We start from the raw sequence: 17,506 nt of genomic DNA on the forward strand, positions 1-17,506 counted from the left end.
CTTTCTAAATGCACTCGCTGAGTGTGGTTAGAAAGTGGATCTTTCAATAGAAACACATGTTCTTTAACAATCTGGAAAGCTGACTAGTAAATTCAATCGAACGATTGATTTATAGTTTCTACTCTAACGAGTAGGAACGAGTTCTCAAGCAACACACATTCAAGTGTCTTGGCTTTTGTCTCCGCTTTTTAAAAAAGTGGAATAAAAGAAGAGAAGTCCGGCAAAACAACGTCTATCACAACTCAGATAGACAACCTTGGTTGTTTGAACATACGAAACCTCTTGGGGTTGTATGGTTAAGTGACTAAGCGTACACGGTGGATGCCTGGGCAGTCAGAGGCGATGAAGGACGTACTAACTTGCGATAAGCCAAGACGAGGCAGTAAGAGCCACTCGAGTCTTGGATTTCCGAATGGGGAAACCCAGCTGCATAAGCAGTTATCTCAATGTGAATACATAGCATTGTGAGGCGAACCGGGGGAACTGAAACATCTAAGTACCCCGAGGAAAAGAAATCAACCGAGATTCCGGCAGTAGCGGCGAGCGAAACCGGATTAGCCCTTAAGTTGAATTGGCACTAGGCGAACACGCTGGAAAGCGTGGCGATACAGGGTGACAGCCCCGTAGCCGACGGTGCCTTTACAGTGAAATCGAGTAGGACGGGACACGTGTTATCCTGTCTGAACATGGGGGGACCATCCTCCAAGGCTAAATACTCCTGACTGACCGATAGTGAACCAGTACCGTGAGGGAAAGGCGAAAAGAACCCCTGTGAGGGGAGTGAAATAGAACCTGAAACCGTGTACGTACAAGCAGTAGGAGCAGGCTTCGTCCTGTGACTGCGTACCTTTTGTATAATGGGTCAGCGACTTAATTTTAGTAGCAAGGTTAACCGTATAGGGGAGCCGTAGGGAAACCGAGTCTTAACTGGGCGTTCAGTTGCTAGGATTAGACCCGAAACCGAGTGATCTAGCCATGGGCAGGTTGAAGGTGAGGTAACACTTACTGGAGGACCGAACCGACTAATGTTGAAAAATTAGCGGATGACTTGTGGCTAGGGGTGAAAGGCCAATCAAACTCGGAGATAGCTGGTTCTCCCCGAAAGCTATTTAGGTAGCGCCTCGGACGAATACTACTGGGGGTAGAGCACTGTTAAGGCTAGGGGGTCATCCCGACTTACCAACCCTTTGCAAACTCCGAATACCAGTAAGTACTATCCGGGAGACACACGGCGGGTGCTAACGTCCGTCGTGGAGAGGGAAACAACCCAGACCGCCAGCTAAGGTCCCAAAGTTATCGCTAAGTGGGAAACGATGTGGGAAGGCTCAGACAGCCAGGATGTTGGCTTAGAAGCAGCCATCATTTAAAGAAAGCGTAATAGCTCACTGGTCGAGTCGGCCTGCGCGGAAGATTTAACGGGGCTAAGCGATACACCGAAGCTGCGGCAATGTGACTTGTTCACATTGGGTAGGGGAGCGTTCTGTAAGCCGCTGAAGGTGTCCTGTAAGGGGCGCTGGAGGTATCAGAAGTGCGAATGCTGACATGAGTAACGACAAAGGGGGTGAAAAACCTCCTCGCCGGAAGACCAAGGGTTCCTGTCCAACGTTAATCGGGGCAGGGTGAGTCGACCCCTAAGGCGAGGCCGAAAGGCGTAGTCGATGGGAAACGGGTTAATATTCCCGTACTTCTTGCTATTGCGATGGGGGGACGGAGAAGGCTAGGTGGGCCTGGCGACGGTTGTCCAGGTTCAAGTATGTAGGCTGATGGTTTAGGCAAATCCGGACCATCTCAAGGCTGAGATACGACGTCGAGCCGCTACGGCGGTGAAGTCATTGATGCCATGCTTCCGGGAAAAGCCTCTAAGCTTCAGATAGCAAGGAATCGTACCCCAAACCGACACAGGTGGTCGGGTAGAGAATACCAAGGCGCTTGAGAGAACTCGGGTGAAGGAACTAGGCAAAATGGTACCGTAACTTCGGGAGAAGGTACGCTTCTGACGGTGAAGTCCCTCGCGGATGGAGCTATCGGAAGTCGCAGATACCAGGTGGCTGCAACTGTTTATTAAAAACACAGCACTGTGCAAAATCGAAAGATGACGTATACGGTGTGACGCCTGCCCGGTGCCGGAAGGTTAATTGATGGGGTTAGCGCAAGCGAAGCTCTTGATCGAAGCCCCGGTAAACGGCGGCCGTAACTATAACGGTCCTAAGGTAGCGAAATTCCTTGTCGGGTAAGTTCCGACCTGCACGAATGGCGTAATGATGGCCACGCTGTCTCCACCCGAGACTCAGTGAAATTGAAATCGCAGTGAAGATGCTGCGTACCCGCGGCTAGACGGAAAGACCCCGTGAACCTTTACTACAGCTTGGCACTGAACATTGACCCTACATGTGTAGGATAGGTGGGAGGCTTCGAAGCAGGTACGCCAGTATCTGTGGAGCCGTCCTTGAAATACCACCCTTGTAGTGTTGATGTTCTAACGTCGCCCCCTTATCGGGGGTACGGACAGTGCCTGGTGGGTAGTTTGACTGGGGCGGTCTCCTCCCAAAGAGTAACGGAGGAGCACGAAGGTGGGCTAATCACGGTCGGACATCGTGAGGTTAGTGCAATGGCATAAGCCCGCTTGACTGCGAGAATGACGGTTCGAGCAGGTGCGAAAGCAGGTCATAGTGATCCGGTGGTTCTGTATGGAAGGGCCATCGCTCAACGGATAAAAGGTACTCCGGGGATAACAGGCTGATACCGCCCAAGAGTTCATATCGACGGCGGTGTTTGGCACCTCGATGTCGGCTCATCACATCCTGGGGCTGAAGTCGGTCCCAAGGGTATGGCTGTTCGCCATTTAAAGTGGTACGCGAGCTGGGTTTAGAACGTCGTGAGACAGTTCGGTCCCTATCTGCCGTGGGCGCTGGATGATTGAGAGGGGCTGCTCCTAGTACGAGAGGACCGGAGTGGACGAACCTCTGGTGTTCGGGTTGTGTCGCCAGACGCATTGCCCGGTAGCTAAGTTCGGAATCGATAACCGCTGAAAGCATCTAAGCGGGAAGCGAGCCTCAAGATGAGTCATCCCTGATACTTTAAGTATCCTGAAGGGTTGTTGGAGACTACGACGTAGATAGGCAGGGTGTGTAAGCGCTGTGAGGCGTTGAGCTAACCTGTACTAATTGCCCGTGAGGCTTAACCATACAACACCCAAGGGGTTTTATCGGACTCCATGAGCACTTGAATGCAGTGCTTGAGATAACTAGTTAACTTTCCCAGATTGCTATTTGCGGCCGAGAGGCGGCAGATAAACGAATTTGCTTGGCGACCATAGCGTTATGGACCCACCTGATCCCATGCCGAACTCAGCAGTGAAACGTAACAGCGCCGATGGTAGTGTGGGGCCTCCCCATGTGAGAGTAGGACATCGCCAGGCTTCAAACATTAGATACTTGTTCTGAACGACAGGTATCGGATAGAGAGAAATCTCTGTCACCGTGTGGAGCGGTAGTTCAGTTGGTTAGAATACCGGCCTGTCACGCCGGGGGTCGCGGGTTCGAGTCCCGTCCGCTCCGCCACTTATTAAGAAGCCTCGCTAGAAATAGCGGGGCTTTTTATCGTTTGTTGTATTTTGGATGGACTCTCACGAGCCTTCGGCTTGAGTCCCAGTCGTACGCGACCCCGGCCGTTCCGCCACTTATACTAAGCCTCAGTCGAAAGACTGGGGCTTTTTTACATCTGTAGACTATGTTCGCCTTACAGGCGAATGAGTCCCGCTTGTGTGCAAGCCCAGCCACTCCGCCACTTCTTTGAAAGCCCCGCTAGAAATAGCGGGGCTTTTTTGCGTCTGTATTTTGGTTATACCAACTATCGGATTGATATGATTATAGTAAGGTGTACAGCTCTATAAGCTTTTTGATTATAGTAGTCAAAAAGCTGTACGCAGATAAATTATTATAAATATCAATGTGTTGATTTTGACATCCCAAGTCTGCAAGTGAGTTTTCTAAGGTGTTCATCTTTATGGTGTAATTTTGATGTAATGCTGTACAAGTCACTGGTGCTGGGTACTCGCCGGAAAAAGAGATTGCAGGTAAACTAGAGTCTCTAACAGATTGAAATTACGCTTGATACAAGGAATGGTTATGACGACCGCTAATAATGACAACACCCATGTTGATAGTGATCAGCTGACAGAGATCGCCATTGCCTATTATCAGGATGGGGCGACTCAGGAAGAGATATCAAAAACGTTCGGGATGTCACGTGCCAAAGTGGGTCGATTGCTGCGCCGGGCCCGTGATGAGGGCGTTGTTGAAATTACGGTGAAGTACCATCCGGTATTTAGTGAAAAACTTGAGCAGCAACTTATTGAGCGCTTCAACTTGAAACGTGCGTTAATCGCTCTAGATCAGCCGGATGATGAAAGCCAGCGTCAACAGGTAGCCAGTTTGCTTTCCAGTTACTTGTCTTCAATTCTGACCGATGACATGGTGGTGACCGTAGGGCAGGGGCGCAATATTGCATCGATTGCCAATCATGTTGGGGTCGTCCCGCATCGACGATGCCGCTTTGTATGCGGGATCGGGGGTACCCACCGTTCAGGTAATGCGATCAATGCCGATCATATTTGCCGCCAGCTTGCCAAAAAATATGATGGGATCAGTGAGACCCTTTATGCGCCAGCCTATGTTGAAGATATCAATGTTAAAGAATCATTCATGAAAAATGGTACGGTCAAGGAAACCCTTGATCGGGCTCGACGGGCGGATATTGCTTTGGTAGGCGTCGGGGATATGAATGAAAATAGCCATATGGTGAAGCTTGGCTGGTTTACGCCGCAGGAAATTGTTGAAGCGCGTATTCGCAAAGGAGTGGTTGGTGATATAGCCGGTTATGACTTTTTTGATAGCCAAGGGAATCGTGCAGATACCATGATGAGTGATCGCGTCATTGGTTTGAGCATGGAGGAACTGCGCCATATACCAACGGTTGTGGTAACAGCTGCTGAAAATAGCAAGGCCTTGGCATTGCTCGGTGCACTGCGCTCAGGAGTTGTGGATGTATTGGCAACCAGTGTCAGTAATGCGTTGACGATCCTGAATTTGGATCAGCAAATGAAATAACAGATCACTATTTCATTGTGGCGATCCAAGTTGATCAGACTGCCTGCGGGCAGTCTTTTTTTTGCTTGCTATTATCAAGGAAGGTACAGGGAAGGGGATCAAATGAAGAGAGTTATCGAGGGAATGGCAATCATAGCCCTAATGCTATGTTCGGGGGCGGTAACGGCAAGCCCGTGGGAATCTGTCGAAGCCCCGAGTCGGGGGAGTTCAGAATCGATAGGCAGTTACAGTAACGGCTGTTTGGCCGGAGCGCAGAGTTTGCCTTTGGCCGGTGATGGCTATCAGGTGATGCGTTCATACCGTGGGCGTTATTATGGTCACCCGGATATGATCCAGTTTCTGACCGATCTGTCGCAGAAGGCTAATAAACTGGCACTGGGTCAGTTATTGGTGGGAGACATTGCCATGCCACGGGGTGGCCGTTTCTCTTCAGGGCACGCCAGTCATCAGACCGGCTTGGATGCAGATATTTGGCTGAAGGTGGTAGATAAGCCGCTCAGTGATGATGAGTTGATTGATGTGCAGCCGTTGCCGATGGTGCATCTGAAGCAGTACAAAATCAATAAGAAGAACTGGGGGGAATCACAGGTGCTGATGATCCAACTGGCTGCTGCCGATGAGCGCGTAGCCCGTATATTTGTGCATCCTGTGATAAAAGAACAGTTGTGTGCCCGCGAATGGACAGAGCGCGACTGGCTGCGGAAAGTGCGCCCGTGGTGGGGGCATTATTACCATTTCCATGTTCGTCTGAATTGTCCGGAAGGGGACAGCAGCTGTAAAGAGCAGGCGGCACCACCAGAAGGAGACGGCTGTGGGGCTGAATTGGCTTCTTGGAAGCCCAAGCCTAAATCTGAGCAAAAGCCGAAAAAGAAAGTCGTGAAGGCGAAGAAGAAAGTGCCGCCGCCACCGCCCGCACAATGTTTGGTATTGCTGGAAGGGAGCGGAAAAAAAGACGGCTAACAGAGCGCCAATGGGCGAAAATCATGTACCGTTTTAAAAATGCAGTTCGAAAAAAAAGCGCCATCAGGCGCTTTTTTCTTATGCATCAACCCAATTGGCCTGCTGTTTATACCAGACCTTGGAGAGTGACGAACTTCTCGAGCAATTCTTCATCGCTTTCAATGTTGTCAGGGTCAGTGATAATGCAGTTGGTGATCGGGCAGACCGACTGGCAGGTCGGTTTGTCGTAATGCCCTTTGCACTCGGTGCACTTGTCAGGGTTGATCTCGTAGATCTCGTCCCCCATGGTGATCGCCTCGTTCGGACATTCGGGATCACACATATCACAGTTAATGCACTTGCTGGTAATAAGCAATGCCATATTATTGACCGTCTTTCGGCGCGTGCGGGTTGCGCGTGTTCTCACCTGAGTTTAGGTTACGCATCAGCAGACCGAAGTCCAAATCCATATCCTGTGGGACCGGGATGAACACGAAGTGGCCGTTGCCTTTTGCATCGTCAATGACTTCAGACTTGCGGTTTTCCATCGTTTCCAGCGTGAAGATCACATTGCCTTTAGGAGTCATCACTTCTAGGCTGTCGCCAACTACGAATTTGTTCTTCACTTCCACTTCAGCCAGATCGCCACGGCGCTTGCCGGTGAACTCGCCGACAAATTGCTGGGCATCGGAAATAGAGTAGCCGTAGTCGTAGTTCTGGTACGCATCATGGGTATGGCGGCGAAGGAAGCCTTCGGTGTAGCCACGGTGCGCCAGGCTTTCCAGTGTACCCATTAGGCTAGGGTCAAACGGCTTGCCGGCAACGGCATCGTCGATCGCCTTGCGGTATACCTGTGCGGTACGAGCGCAGTAGTAGAATGATTTGGTACGACCCTCGATTTTCAGCGAGTGTACGCCCATCTTGGTCAAACGCTCAACGTGCTGGATAGCGCGCAGATCTTTTGAGTTCATGATGTAGGTGCCGTGCTCGTCCTCGAAGGCGGCCATTTTTTCTTCAGGGCGGTGTGCTTCGCTTAGCAGTACCACTTCATCGGTTGGCTTGCCTAGGCCGATAGTGTTGTCAGGGCGCTCGTCTTGTACCTCGATAGCCTGAGCTTCGTTCGGGTTGAACTCCTCAACGATCTGGCCAGCGTCATTCTCGGTGCCTTTCTCGACCTTGTATTCCCAGCGGCAGGCATTGGTGCAGGTACCTTGGTTCGGGTCACGCTTGTTGATGTAACCAGACAGTAGGCAGCGGCCAGAGTAAGCCATGCACAGTGCGCCGTGAACGAACACTTCGATTTCTGTGTCAGGGCAGTGCTCACGGATCTCTTCGATTTCTTCCAGAGACAGCTCGCGAGATACGATTACACGCTCTACGCCATTGGCAGCCCAGAATTTTACGGTTGCCCAGTTTACGGCGTTCGCCTGTACCGACAGGTGGATTGGCATCTCTGGGAAGTTTTCGCGTACCATCATGATCAGGCCAGGGTCAGACATGATCAGGGCGTCAGGCCCCATTTCAACGATAGGCTTAAGGTCGCGAATGAAGGTTTTCAGTTTTGAGTTATGCGGCTGAATGTTACAAACCACGTAAAGCTTTTTGCCTAGCGCGTGGGCTTCGTCGATACCGATTTTCAGGTTGTCGAGGTTGAATTCGTTGTTACGGACGCGAAGGCTGTAACGTGGTTGGCCGGCGTAAACGGCATCTGCACCGTAGGCAAATGCGTAGCGCATGTTCTTAAGGCTGCCCGCAGGCGATAACAATTCAGGTTTAAACATAGCTCTTATATTCCAGTGTCTGATTGCAAATCAGGCCGTATCGCAACGGGGATACGGAGTTGAGGCGCGATTTTACTGTGATCTGCCACACAAAGGCAATGATAACAGGGTAGATGATAGGTTTTGGGTCGGAGGAAAATAAAACCGGCATGTACAACGGTACAGGCCGGTTTGGTGATAGCTTGGGAGCCAGTGTAAGGCCGGCGAGTTGGTGCCGGCAGGCAATCTTACGTTATGCTTTAGCTTCCAGTCCGCCAAGTACCTCGAACAGATTTGGCAGGAAGGCAGAGAACTCGCCGGCCATCAGTGATAGATCGGCATCAAGACGCTGGGCCATGTCTTCGCGGTCGATATCGTCGTTCTGATCTTTAAGGTCGTCAGAGAACTTTAGGCGCTTGACGGATAGGTCATCGCCCAGCATGAAATCGATACGATCCTGCCAGTTGATGGCAAGTTTGGTCACAAGTTTGTCAGCTTCAATGTGGGCCATGATTTCATCACTAGAGAGATCTTGCTGCTTGCAACGGATCACGCCGCCATCTTCCAAGATGGCTTTTAGCTCTGCTTCTTCGCCGATAGTGAAACCGTTTGGTGAGGTGTTTGAGCGGACCCATTCGGTCATTGTTAGCTCAGCAGGTTTTTCCGGTGTAACCGGAACCACGGGTAGGCTGCCCATGGATTTGCGCAGCAGGGCCAGCATATCCTCGGCTTTTTTGAAGCTACCGGCATCTACCACAATGAAGCCTTGTTTTGGCATGATCAGGGCATAGGTCTGGTGATGGCGGCTGAAGGCGCGCGGCAGTAGATCCATCATGATTTCATCTTTGATGGTGTCTTTTTCGCTTTTCTTCAGCTTACGACCCTGCTCGGTTTCCATTGCTTCGACTTTGGTGTTCATTGACTCTTTGATCACCGACGATGGCACCATTTTCTCTTCTTTACGGGCACAGATCAGGATATTGTCGCCGACCACGTGGGTATACATATCGCCATGTTTGCCAAGCGCGTGAACCCAGCCGAACTTCTGCACGTCCTGACTGCCGCAAGGTGTGAAGCGGAACTCTTCTAGCTGCTTTTCCAGTTGGTCTGGATTGAGGTCGATTTCGCGGCTGAAGCGATAGGTAAGAATATTTTTAAACCACATCATGGCTGGTACAGATCCTAGGTTGTGCATTTGGCTGACAATCTTATTTCATCGGCTGGCGTTTGTCCTAAGTTTTCTTGTAGCGCGTGTTGGGGCTTTGGCAAAGTGCGGTACAATCGCAGTAGTTTTCTAAGTCGGCATAGTGATTTGCAATGAAGATCCTCCATACCTCCGATTGGCACCTGGGACACCAGCTGCATGGCTACAACCGCGATTTTGAGCATCAGGCATTTCTTGATTGGTTGGCTGATACGCTCGAGGCCGAACAGGCCGATGCCCTGCTGGTGGCGGGTGATATTTTCGATACGGCCAACCCGCCAGCAAGTGCTTGGCGGATGCTTTACCGTTTCCTCGCCAGATTGGCAAAAAGCCTGCCGACATTGGATGTGGTGATGATCGGTGGCAACCACGATTCGCCGAGTAAATTGGATGCCCCGCACGAACTATTGAAAGCGTTTGACCTGCACATGGTCGGTGGAATTCATCGCCTTGAAGACGGTGCGCTGGATACTGAGCGCATGTTGGTGCCAATCACCAATAAAGATCAACAAACAGCCGCTTATGTATTGGCTGTACCGTTTTTACGCAGTGCCGATTTGCGTACGGAAGGCTTGAATGACGACGATGATCGCCTGATCAAAGGCGTCGATGTGTTGTACGGCGAAATGACTCAGGCTGCTCGAAAATTACTTAAGCCAGAACAGGCGATGATCGGTATGGGACACGCCTACATGGCATCGGGGCAGTTATCTGAAATGTCGGAACGTCGCGTCTTAGGGGGTAACCAGCATGCGCTCCCTGCTTCGATTTTTGCCGATGACATCAGTTATGTCGCCCTTGGGCATCTGCATTTAGCGCAAAAAGTGGCAAAGAAAGAGCATGTACGTTATAGCGGCTCACCCATTCCGCTATCAATGTCTGAACGTAATTATTCTCATAAAGTTCTGGTCGTAGAATTAGAGGGCCGTGAGATCACTGCCATTGAAGAAATCAGCATTCCTCGCAGTGTCGATATGCTCAAAGTGCCAGCGAAACCTGCGCCACTGGATGACGTGTTAGCGGCATTAAAAGCCTTGCCTGATGATGGACTGCCACGAGAGCAGCAGCCATTTTTAGAAGTGCATGTGCTGCTTGATAAGCCCCAGGCATTATTACGTGAAAAAGTGCTGCAGGCCTTAGAGGGTAAATCAGTACGTCTAGCCAAAATTACCCCGCATTACCATCAGCGCGAGCAACAAGACAGCTTGCAACACCGCCGTTTATCGGATGTGTCACCGCAACAGGTGTTTGCCTTGAGCTGGAATAAAAAATTCGATGGTGAGCCGACTCAAGCCATGGTGGACGCTTTTGAAACCCTATTAACGCAAGTTGAAGAACAAGACTAAGAGAGATAATAACAATGAAAATCCTTGCGCTTCGTGGTGAAAATTTAGCGAGTTTACAAAACCAGTTTGAGATTGATTTTGCGGGTGGTCGCTTAGGTGATGCTGGCTTGTTTGCGATAACGGGTAAGACGGGGGCGGGCAAATCTACGCTGCTCGATGCGATTTGTTTGGCGTTGTTTGACCGTATTCCTCGTTTGCAATCCAACAAAAAGAATGATGCAGAGATCGGTCGTGATGAAGACGATAACCGTATCAAAGCCAATGATGTGCGCAGTATTTTGTCTCGGGGTAAAGGCGAAGGTTTTGCCGAAGTCGATTTTGTTGCCAACGACGGTTCTCATTGGCGTGCTCACTGGCATGTTCGTCGTGCTCGTGGTCGGGCTGAAGGCAAAATTCAAGCCGCTGAGCAATGGTTAGAAAACATTGAAACAGGGCAACGCTTTGCGGGTAAAAAGCAAGAGTTACAAGCGGAAATCGAAAAGCTGATTGGATTGAGTTTCGATCAGTTCCGCCGTGCCGTGATGTTGCCTCAAGGGGAGTTTGCCGCATTTCTAAAAGCCGGGGCTGATGAGCGTGCTGCACTGCTAGAGCGCATGACCGGCGGTGAGATTTACGGTCGTTTATCCATTGCCGCCCATGAACGCGCTAAAGATGAAAAACTAAAACTGACTCAGCTTCAAGGTAAGTTAGGTGATATTGCACTGCTGACCGATGAAGAGCGCGACGCATTAAATGCGCAATTAGCGATTGCCCGTGAGCAAGTAAGAAGCCAGCAACAAAAACTTGAGCAACTCAAACAGCACCAAGATGTGTTGGTGAATGCAGAAAAACTGACTCACCGTATTGGTGAAAGTGAGCAGCAGTTAGAACAAGCAAAGCAAGCGCATCAATTGGCCGAGCCGCGTTATCGTCAACTTAACCAGTATGATCAGGCATTGCCTGCACGCGGTGACTTCACGCTATTATCGCAAGCTCAACAACAAGTGATTAAATGGCAACAGACACTGCAATCGGCAACGACTGAATTAACGGAAAAGCAGCAACAACAAGGGCAATTGCAAAATCAGGTAGCGCAAAGTCAGCAGCAATTAGCACAAAAACAACAGGTATTTGTTGAACTTGAACCAAAGCTAAAACAAGCGGCAAGTATTGAACAAAAACGTGATGGTTTGCTGCAACAAAGCGCGGAGCTAGAACAGCAATTAGCGAGCTTAAATAAAGCACTGACTGCGCAGCGAGAGCAGCTCGCAAGTCAACAACAACAGCAATATGCCGCTCAATCGCAACAGCAGCAAGTAATGGCAGCTCTGGCGCAAACGCAAGGAGTAAAAGCTTTGGCAGAGCAGCAGAATGCGATCAAAGATAACATCAGTCAGTTCCAACAAGCGCAAAATCACATTGCCCAGTTGCAAGCCGATATTACATTGCGTGAGACAACACTGGCTACAGTGACTCAGCAGCAAATCCAGCTGGATAAACAGCTTTCGGTATTGGATCAGCAAAAACAGCAATTAACCGAACAGACTGCAGCGCACGATCTGACTGCATTAGAGCAATTGCAAGATCAAGAACGCCAACACTATGCGGCGTATCAGCAATTAAGCAGCAAGTTAAAAGAGAGCTTATTTGGCCTCGATAAATGGCATGGCTTGTTGCAACAGCGTGATAAATTACAGCTCCAGCGACAAGGTTTAGCCAATAGCGTTGCAACCAGTGAGCAACGTCTAGGGGTATTAGCCCCTGAGTTGTTACAGCTCGATGCACAGCATAAAGAAGTTGAATTCCAGCTAAACCAAAGTCGTGCGGTAATGAGCTTAACCGACTATCGTGAGCAGCTTGTTGAAGGGGAACCTTGCCCATTATGTGGTTCAGCAGAGCATCCTTATCAGCAGCATAATCCACAAGTTGAAAGTATTATTAGCCAGCAACAGCAGCGATTACAGCAATTAGCGCAACAACGACAAGACGCGTATGCCGAGCAGCATCAGTTAACCCAATCTGCAGCCCAAGATAAGCAACGCCAAATTGAGCTTGAGCAAGATATCGTTGGGCTAAATAACACCATTCAAGGGTTAGTCGACCAACAACAATGCCACTGGACAGATTTAATGGCAGTGGATTTGGATGCCATAACGTTAGCGGAAATTGTGCTATCTGTTGCCAGCGATTTAGCCCAACTTTCTGATTATCAGGCAAATTGGTCGCACGCTTTAGAGGGTGCGCAAGCACAAATGCTGCAGATTAAAGTGCAGGGTGAACAGCGCAAAGTACTCATTGAAGAGGTGAAGAAACAACAGCTTCAATTACAGCAGTTAACAAAGCAAGAAGCGGAGCTGAAAGAGCAATGTTACCTGTTAACCCAGCAACAAACCCAAGCGCAAGAGCAGTTGAATGCATTTGCGGCACAAGCAAACAACTTGCAAAATGTGGTAGCGGAAAGACAACAAGCGTTAATGGCTATCTATGGCAATGACACCTGGTTAAATGCATTAGCACAGCAAGGAAAAGCAGGCTTTATTGCTGATTTAGAACTGCAAATTCAGCAATATCAAAGCAATCTTGAACAGCAACAGCGACTGGATAAACAACTGACAGAGCTTGCGCCTGTGCTCGCGACGTTAACCAATAGTGTTCAACACGGTGAGCAGCAAATCGATGAGATCACAGCGAAAGTGACTCGTCTTGCGAAAGAGCAACAGGCTTGTTGGCAACAACGTATTGACCTGATTGGTGAGCTGCCACTAGATACTATTGAGCGCTCAGCCAAAGCCGATATTGACGCGCAGCAGCAACACTGCCAGCAGTTACAAACGCAATTAAGTCAATTAGCAGAAGTGATTGCCGCAGAGCTGACCAGACAGCAGAACGCAACCCAACAGTTAGCCGAATCTGACGCTGCGCAACAAAAGCTACACCAAGTGTGGCAAGCATGGTTAGAAAAATTAGCGTTAACCGAGGCTGAATTAACGGCGCTGTTAAGTAAAGACGACGTTTGGTTACAGCAAGAGCGCAGTGAACTCAAACAGTTAGAGCAAGCGGTGTCTCAGGGCGAAACCATTGTTAAGGAAAGACAGCAAGCCCAGCAGGATTATCAGCCAACGGTTGAACTTGCCAAGCAGTGGTTTAGTGAACATAACATCAGTGATGATACTTCAGACCAGCAGCAACTATTTACCCAATGGCAGACGGAAAAGTCACAATTTGATGATCAGGTTTTCCAATTCCGTCAGCGCTTAGAGCTGGGCGAACAAGCGGAAAAACAAGCCGGTGATCTTCGTACCGCTTTAGCGGCCCAACAGACGCAGACTGAGCTTTGGATGGAAATGAGCGATTTAATTGGCTCTGCCTCCGGTAATAAATTCCGAACTTTGGCCCAGGGATTAACCCTGCAACAGTTGGTGATTAATGCCAATGAGCATCTGTATGAACTTGCGCCGCGCTATGCTTTGCAGCCGGTGCCGGGCAGCCCGCTTGCCTTGCAGGTGATTGACCACGACATGGGCGATGAGGTGCGTAGTGTGGAATCGTTGTCTGGCGGTGAGAGCTTCTTGGTTTCGCTGGCCTTGGCATTAGCTTTGGCGTCTTTGGCGGCAGATACCCGCCAGCTCGGCTCGCTGTTTATCGATGAGGGCTTCGGTACTTTGGACCCGGACAGCTTGGAATTGGCGCTGTCTTGCCTTGATGCCCTTCAGGCCGATGGCCGCCAGATAGGGGTGATCTCCCATGTCGGTACGCTGGTGGAACGGATCGGCGTTCAGGTGGCCGTCGATGCAATGGGCGGTGGGCGAAGCCGAGTGACAGTGATGGGATAGTAGTTATATATTATTAATCCTATCAATGGCTTCAGAGGGGCCTGCGTTGTGGCAGGCCTTGGTATGTTTACTCGCTGTCAAATGACAATTTGATGGACGTAGCGTTACGTTTAATCGACCTCGGTCACAAAAGTGTCATACTTAACACACATAATTGACACTCAAAAGACAGCAACTAAGTAGGTATAGAACACGATGGTTAGACGGATTCTTGTCGTAGAGGATGAAGCACCAATCCGCGAAATGCTTTGTTTCGTACTCGAACAGAAAGGATATCAGCCTATCGAAGCGGAAGACTACGACTCCGCACTTGAGAAATTGTGCGAACCGTATCCTGAACTGGTTCTTTTGGACTGGATGTTGCCGGGCGGCTCCGGGATCAACCTGATCAAGCACATGAAGCGTGATGAGCTGACACGCAGCATTCCTGTCGTGATGCTGACGGCCCGTGGTGAAGAAGAAGACAAGGTCCGCGGGCTGGAAGTCGGTGCTGATGATTACATCACCAAGCCGTTTTCGCCGAAAGAGCTGATGGCACGCCTCAAAGCGGTTATGCGCCGCGTATCGCCGACCTCACTTGAAGATATTATTGATGTGCAGGGGCTAAAACTTGACCCGGTTTCGCATCGAGTCACATCCAATGACGAACCGCTGGATATGGGGCCGACCGAATTCAAAATGCTGCATTTCTTTATGACCCACCAAGAGCGGGTATATAGCCGTGAGCAGTTGTTGAACAACGTTTGGGGGACCAATGTCTATGTCGAGGACCGTACGGTTGATGTACATATCCGACGTCTGCGCAAGGCGTTGGAAGCCAATGGGCATGACAAGCTGGTACAGACCGTACGCGGGGCGGGTTACCGTTTCTCGACTCGGGTGTAGCGTATTACCCATATTGAATATTTTTGTTTAAGTTAAGCCGCCGGCAGCTTCTGTCTGGCGGCATTGGAGTCTTTGATGGTAGAGCGGCTGTCGTGGAAAAAATGGGTCTGGGAACTGATTTTTTTCTACTTGCCTTGGATCGCGCTGGGTTGGATTTTTGGCTATATGCCGTGGTTCCTGTTGGTCGCGACGTGGATCCAGTTGATTTGGCATTTCCATAACCAGTTGAAAATGTCCAATTGGCTATGGAAAGAGCGCAGCCTGACACCGCCATCCGGCTCGGGGAGCTGGGAGCCGTTGTTCAATGGTATTTATCGCCTGCAGCAGCGCAACCGCCGCCGCCGTAAAGAGCTGGCTACCCTGATCCGCCGTTTCCGCAATGGTGCCGAATCCCTACCTGATGCAGTGGTTGTTTTCCGCAGTGAGGGGAACATCGTATGGTGCAACAAGCTAGCCCAGCACCTGCTCGGTTTCCGCTGGCCGGATGATGCCGGCCAGCCGATCAGCAATTTGCTCCGGAGCCCGGATTTTGTTCGCTATCTGGCTAAACGTTCTTTTGACACGCCGCTGGAGATCACCTCGCCGTTTAATTACGACCGCACGCTGGAGCTGCGGATCATGCCGTACACCGAAGGGGAATACCTGATGGTGGTGCGCGATGTTTCGCAGGTCAAACAGCTCGAAGGAATGCGCCGCAATTTCTTTGCCAATGTTTCCCATGAGCTGCGTACCCCGATGACGGTGCTGCAGGGGTATCTGGAGATGTCGAAAGACCCGGATATGTTGATTGGCCCAATGTGGGACAAGGCTCATGGCGTTATGACTGAGCAGCTGTCGCGGATGAATGCCTTGGTTGAGCAGCTCTTGACCCTCTCTAAGATCGAGGCAGCCCCTAACATCGAACTGGAAGAAATCATTGATGTGCCCGCCATGCTGGACGTTTTGGAGAAGGAGGCCGTTTCGCTCAGTGGCGGGCAGGATCACTTGTTCACCTTTGAGGTCGACAAGTCGCTCAAGGTGCTTGGCGATGAAGATCAGCTACGCAGCGCCATTTCCAATCTGGTTTACAATGCGGTGAAGCATACGCCAGCCAACGCCGAGATCACGGTACGCTGGTTCCTTTCTTCTTCGGGGCCGAGGTTGGAGGTGACGGATCTCGGGCAGGGGATCGAACCCCAGCATATCCATCGCCTGACCGAGCGATTCTACCGGGTCGACAAGGCCCGTTCGCGCGAGACGGGCGGCAGTGGTTTGGGGCTGGCGATTGTGAAACATGCGTTGAGCCATCACGATTCGCATCTGGAGATCCAGAGTACCGTTGGTGAAGGCAGCACGTTTTCCTTTACCCTGCCGCAGCGGCTGGTGGCCAAGGCGGCATGATCTATTGTTGTTTTTCGAAGCGGTCCCGAGGGGCCGCTTTTGTTGTTTGCAAGGAATAGCCATGACTATGATTCGACGCCTGTCGACAGGTATCACCTGTGTGATGTTGGCTGCCGCTGGGTATCTCCCGGCAACGGTATTCGCCGAAGGGGAGTTGGTGCAAAACCACGATCTTCCCCAGTACCGGGAGGTCACGGGTATCTCCGGGAATTTGTCATCGGTCGGTTCGGATACTTTCGCCAATTTGATGACCTACTGGTCTGAAGAATTCAAGCGTTACTACCCGAGTGTCAATATCCAGATCCAGGCTTCCGGTTCATCGACGGCACCAACGGCCTTGGTTGAGGCGACGGCCCAGCTTGGGCCGATGAGTCGGCGGATGAAATCCCGTGAGCTGGCGGCTTTCGAGCAGGAGTTCGGCTATAAACCGACTGAGATCCGGGTGGCTATCGATGCCCTAGCGGTGTTCGTTCATGAAGACAACCCAATCAAGGGGCTGAATTTTTCGCAGTTGGATGCGATCTATTCACGGACCCTGCGTTGCGGCAGTACCCAGCCGATCACCCGCTGGGGGCAACTGGGACTGACGGGTAACTGGGCCAAGCGTGATATCCAGCTCTATGGACGCAACTCGGTGTCGGGCACTTATGGGTATTTCAAGCAAAAGGCCCTGTGCCACGGGGACTTTCGCAACAATGTCAATGAGCAGCCGGGCTCGGCCTCGGTCGTGCAGTCGGTCGCCAGTTCGCTCAATTCGATTGGCTACTCCGGGGTGGGCTACCAGATGACGGGGATCCGGGCATTGCCGATTGCCCGCAAGGGAACGGAGTACGTTGCGCCGACGGTGAAAAACGCGGTCAATGGCAATTACCCGCTCTCTCGTTACCTGTATATCTACATTAACCGGCCGCCAGGCAAGCCGCTCTCGCCGCTGGTCGCCGAGTTTATCCGCTTTGTCATGTCGGCACAGGGGCAGGAGCTGGTGTCCAAGGATGGGTATGTCTCGCTGCCGGCCAGCGTGGTCAGCCAAACGCTGGATCAACTCGGGCTGGCCGTAGAAGAGTGACGGCCA

The 17,506-nt window shown here is 50.9% G+C and carries 10 protein-coding genes, 1 tRNA gene and 2 rRNA genes; 10 read left to right on the plus strand and 3 right to left on the minus strand.

The genetic code is table 11. From position 1 onward, the window contains the following. Positions 1-294 precede the first annotated feature (294 nt). The 5 genes from ACSF8X_RS05530 (at position 295) to mepA (ending at position 6,068) form a co-directional block, all read left to right on the plus strand. Positions 295-3,185: ribosomal RNA gene (locus tag ACSF8X_RS05530) — 23S ribosomal RNA — on the plus strand. Between the two features lie 117 nt (positions 3,186-3,302). Next, positions 3,303-3,418: ribosomal RNA gene (gene rrf, locus ACSF8X_RS05535) — 5S ribosomal RNA — on the plus strand. Positions 3,419-3,483: 65 nt separating this feature from the next. Continuing rightward, positions 3,484-3,560 (plus strand) — tRNA-Asp (locus ACSF8X_RS05540). A 567-nt stretch (positions 3,561-4,127) separates the two neighbouring features. After that, positions 4,128-5,108, plus strand: coding sequence for a sugar-binding transcriptional regulator (locus ACSF8X_RS05545; RefSeq protein ID WP_047878893.1), 981 nt, complete (start codon positions 4,128-4,130; stop codon positions 5,106-5,108). A gap of 102 nt (positions 5,109-5,210) precedes the next feature. Further along, positions 5,211-6,068, plus strand: a complete 858-nt coding sequence (mepA, locus tag ACSF8X_RS05550; protein ID WP_500850878.1) for a penicillin-insensitive murein endopeptidase — start codon at positions 5,211-5,213, stop codon at positions 6,066-6,068. A gap of 106 nt (positions 6,069-6,174) precedes the next feature. Here mepA and ACSF8X_RS05555 read toward each other — a convergent pair whose 3' ends face one another. The 3 genes from ACSF8X_RS05555 to rdgC form a co-directional block, all read right to left on the minus strand. Continuing rightward, entirely contained in the window at positions 6,175-6,429 is a 255-nt protein-coding gene (locus ACSF8X_RS05555; RefSeq protein WP_047878891.1) for a YfhL family 4Fe-4S dicluster ferredoxin, read from the minus strand. 1 nt (position 6,430) lies between these two features. Next, the gene (gene trhP, locus ACSF8X_RS05560) at positions 6,431-7,828 is read right to left on the minus strand and encodes a prephenate-dependent tRNA uridine(34) hydroxylase TrhP (RefSeq protein WP_047878890.1); all 1,398 of its coding nucleotides are present in this window, start codon (positions 7,826-7,828) and stop codon (positions 6,431-6,433) included. A 232-nt stretch (positions 7,829-8,060) separates the two neighbouring features. After that, positions 8,061-8,972: a recombination-associated protein RdgC gene (gene rdgC, locus ACSF8X_RS05565; RefSeq protein WP_205626072.1), complete on the minus strand. Its 912-nt coding sequence runs from the start codon at positions 8,970-8,972 to the stop codon at positions 8,061-8,063. 152 nt (positions 8,973-9,124) lie between these two features. Between rdgC and ACSF8X_RS05570 the strand changes: the two genes are divergently transcribed. From ACSF8X_RS05570 to ACSF8X_RS05590, 5 genes are all read left to right on the plus strand, one after another. Next, a complete protein-coding gene (locus ACSF8X_RS05570) occupies positions 9,125-10,357 on the plus strand; it encodes an exonuclease SbcCD subunit D (protein WP_500850879.1) in 1,233 nt (410 codons plus the stop codon). Between the two features lie 14 nt (positions 10,358-10,371). Continuing rightward, positions 10,372-14,169, plus strand: a complete 3,798-nt coding sequence (locus ACSF8X_RS05575) for an AAA family ATPase (RefSeq protein ID WP_500850880.1) — start codon at positions 10,372-10,374, stop codon at positions 14,167-14,169. A gap of 195 nt (positions 14,170-14,364) precedes the next feature. Continuing rightward, positions 14,365-15,054 (plus strand): phosphate regulon transcriptional regulator PhoB, encoded by a 690-nt coding sequence (gene phoB, locus ACSF8X_RS05580; protein WP_047878886.1) that lies wholly within the window; start codon positions 14,365-14,367, stop codon positions 15,052-15,054. A gap of 75 nt (positions 15,055-15,129) precedes the next feature. After that, positions 15,130-16,434, plus strand: coding sequence for a phosphate regulon sensor histidine kinase PhoR (gene phoR / locus ACSF8X_RS05585; protein ID WP_500850881.1), 1,305 nt, complete (start codon positions 15,130-15,132; stop codon positions 16,432-16,434). 67 nt (positions 16,435-16,501) lie between these two features. After that, a complete protein-coding gene (locus tag ACSF8X_RS05590; protein WP_500851146.1) occupies positions 16,502-17,500 on the plus strand; it encodes a PstS family phosphate ABC transporter substrate-binding protein in 999 nt (332 codons plus the stop codon). Positions 17,501-17,506: the final 6 nt, after the last annotated feature.

The sequence above is a fragment of the Photobacterium panuliri genome (assembly GCF_059920555.1).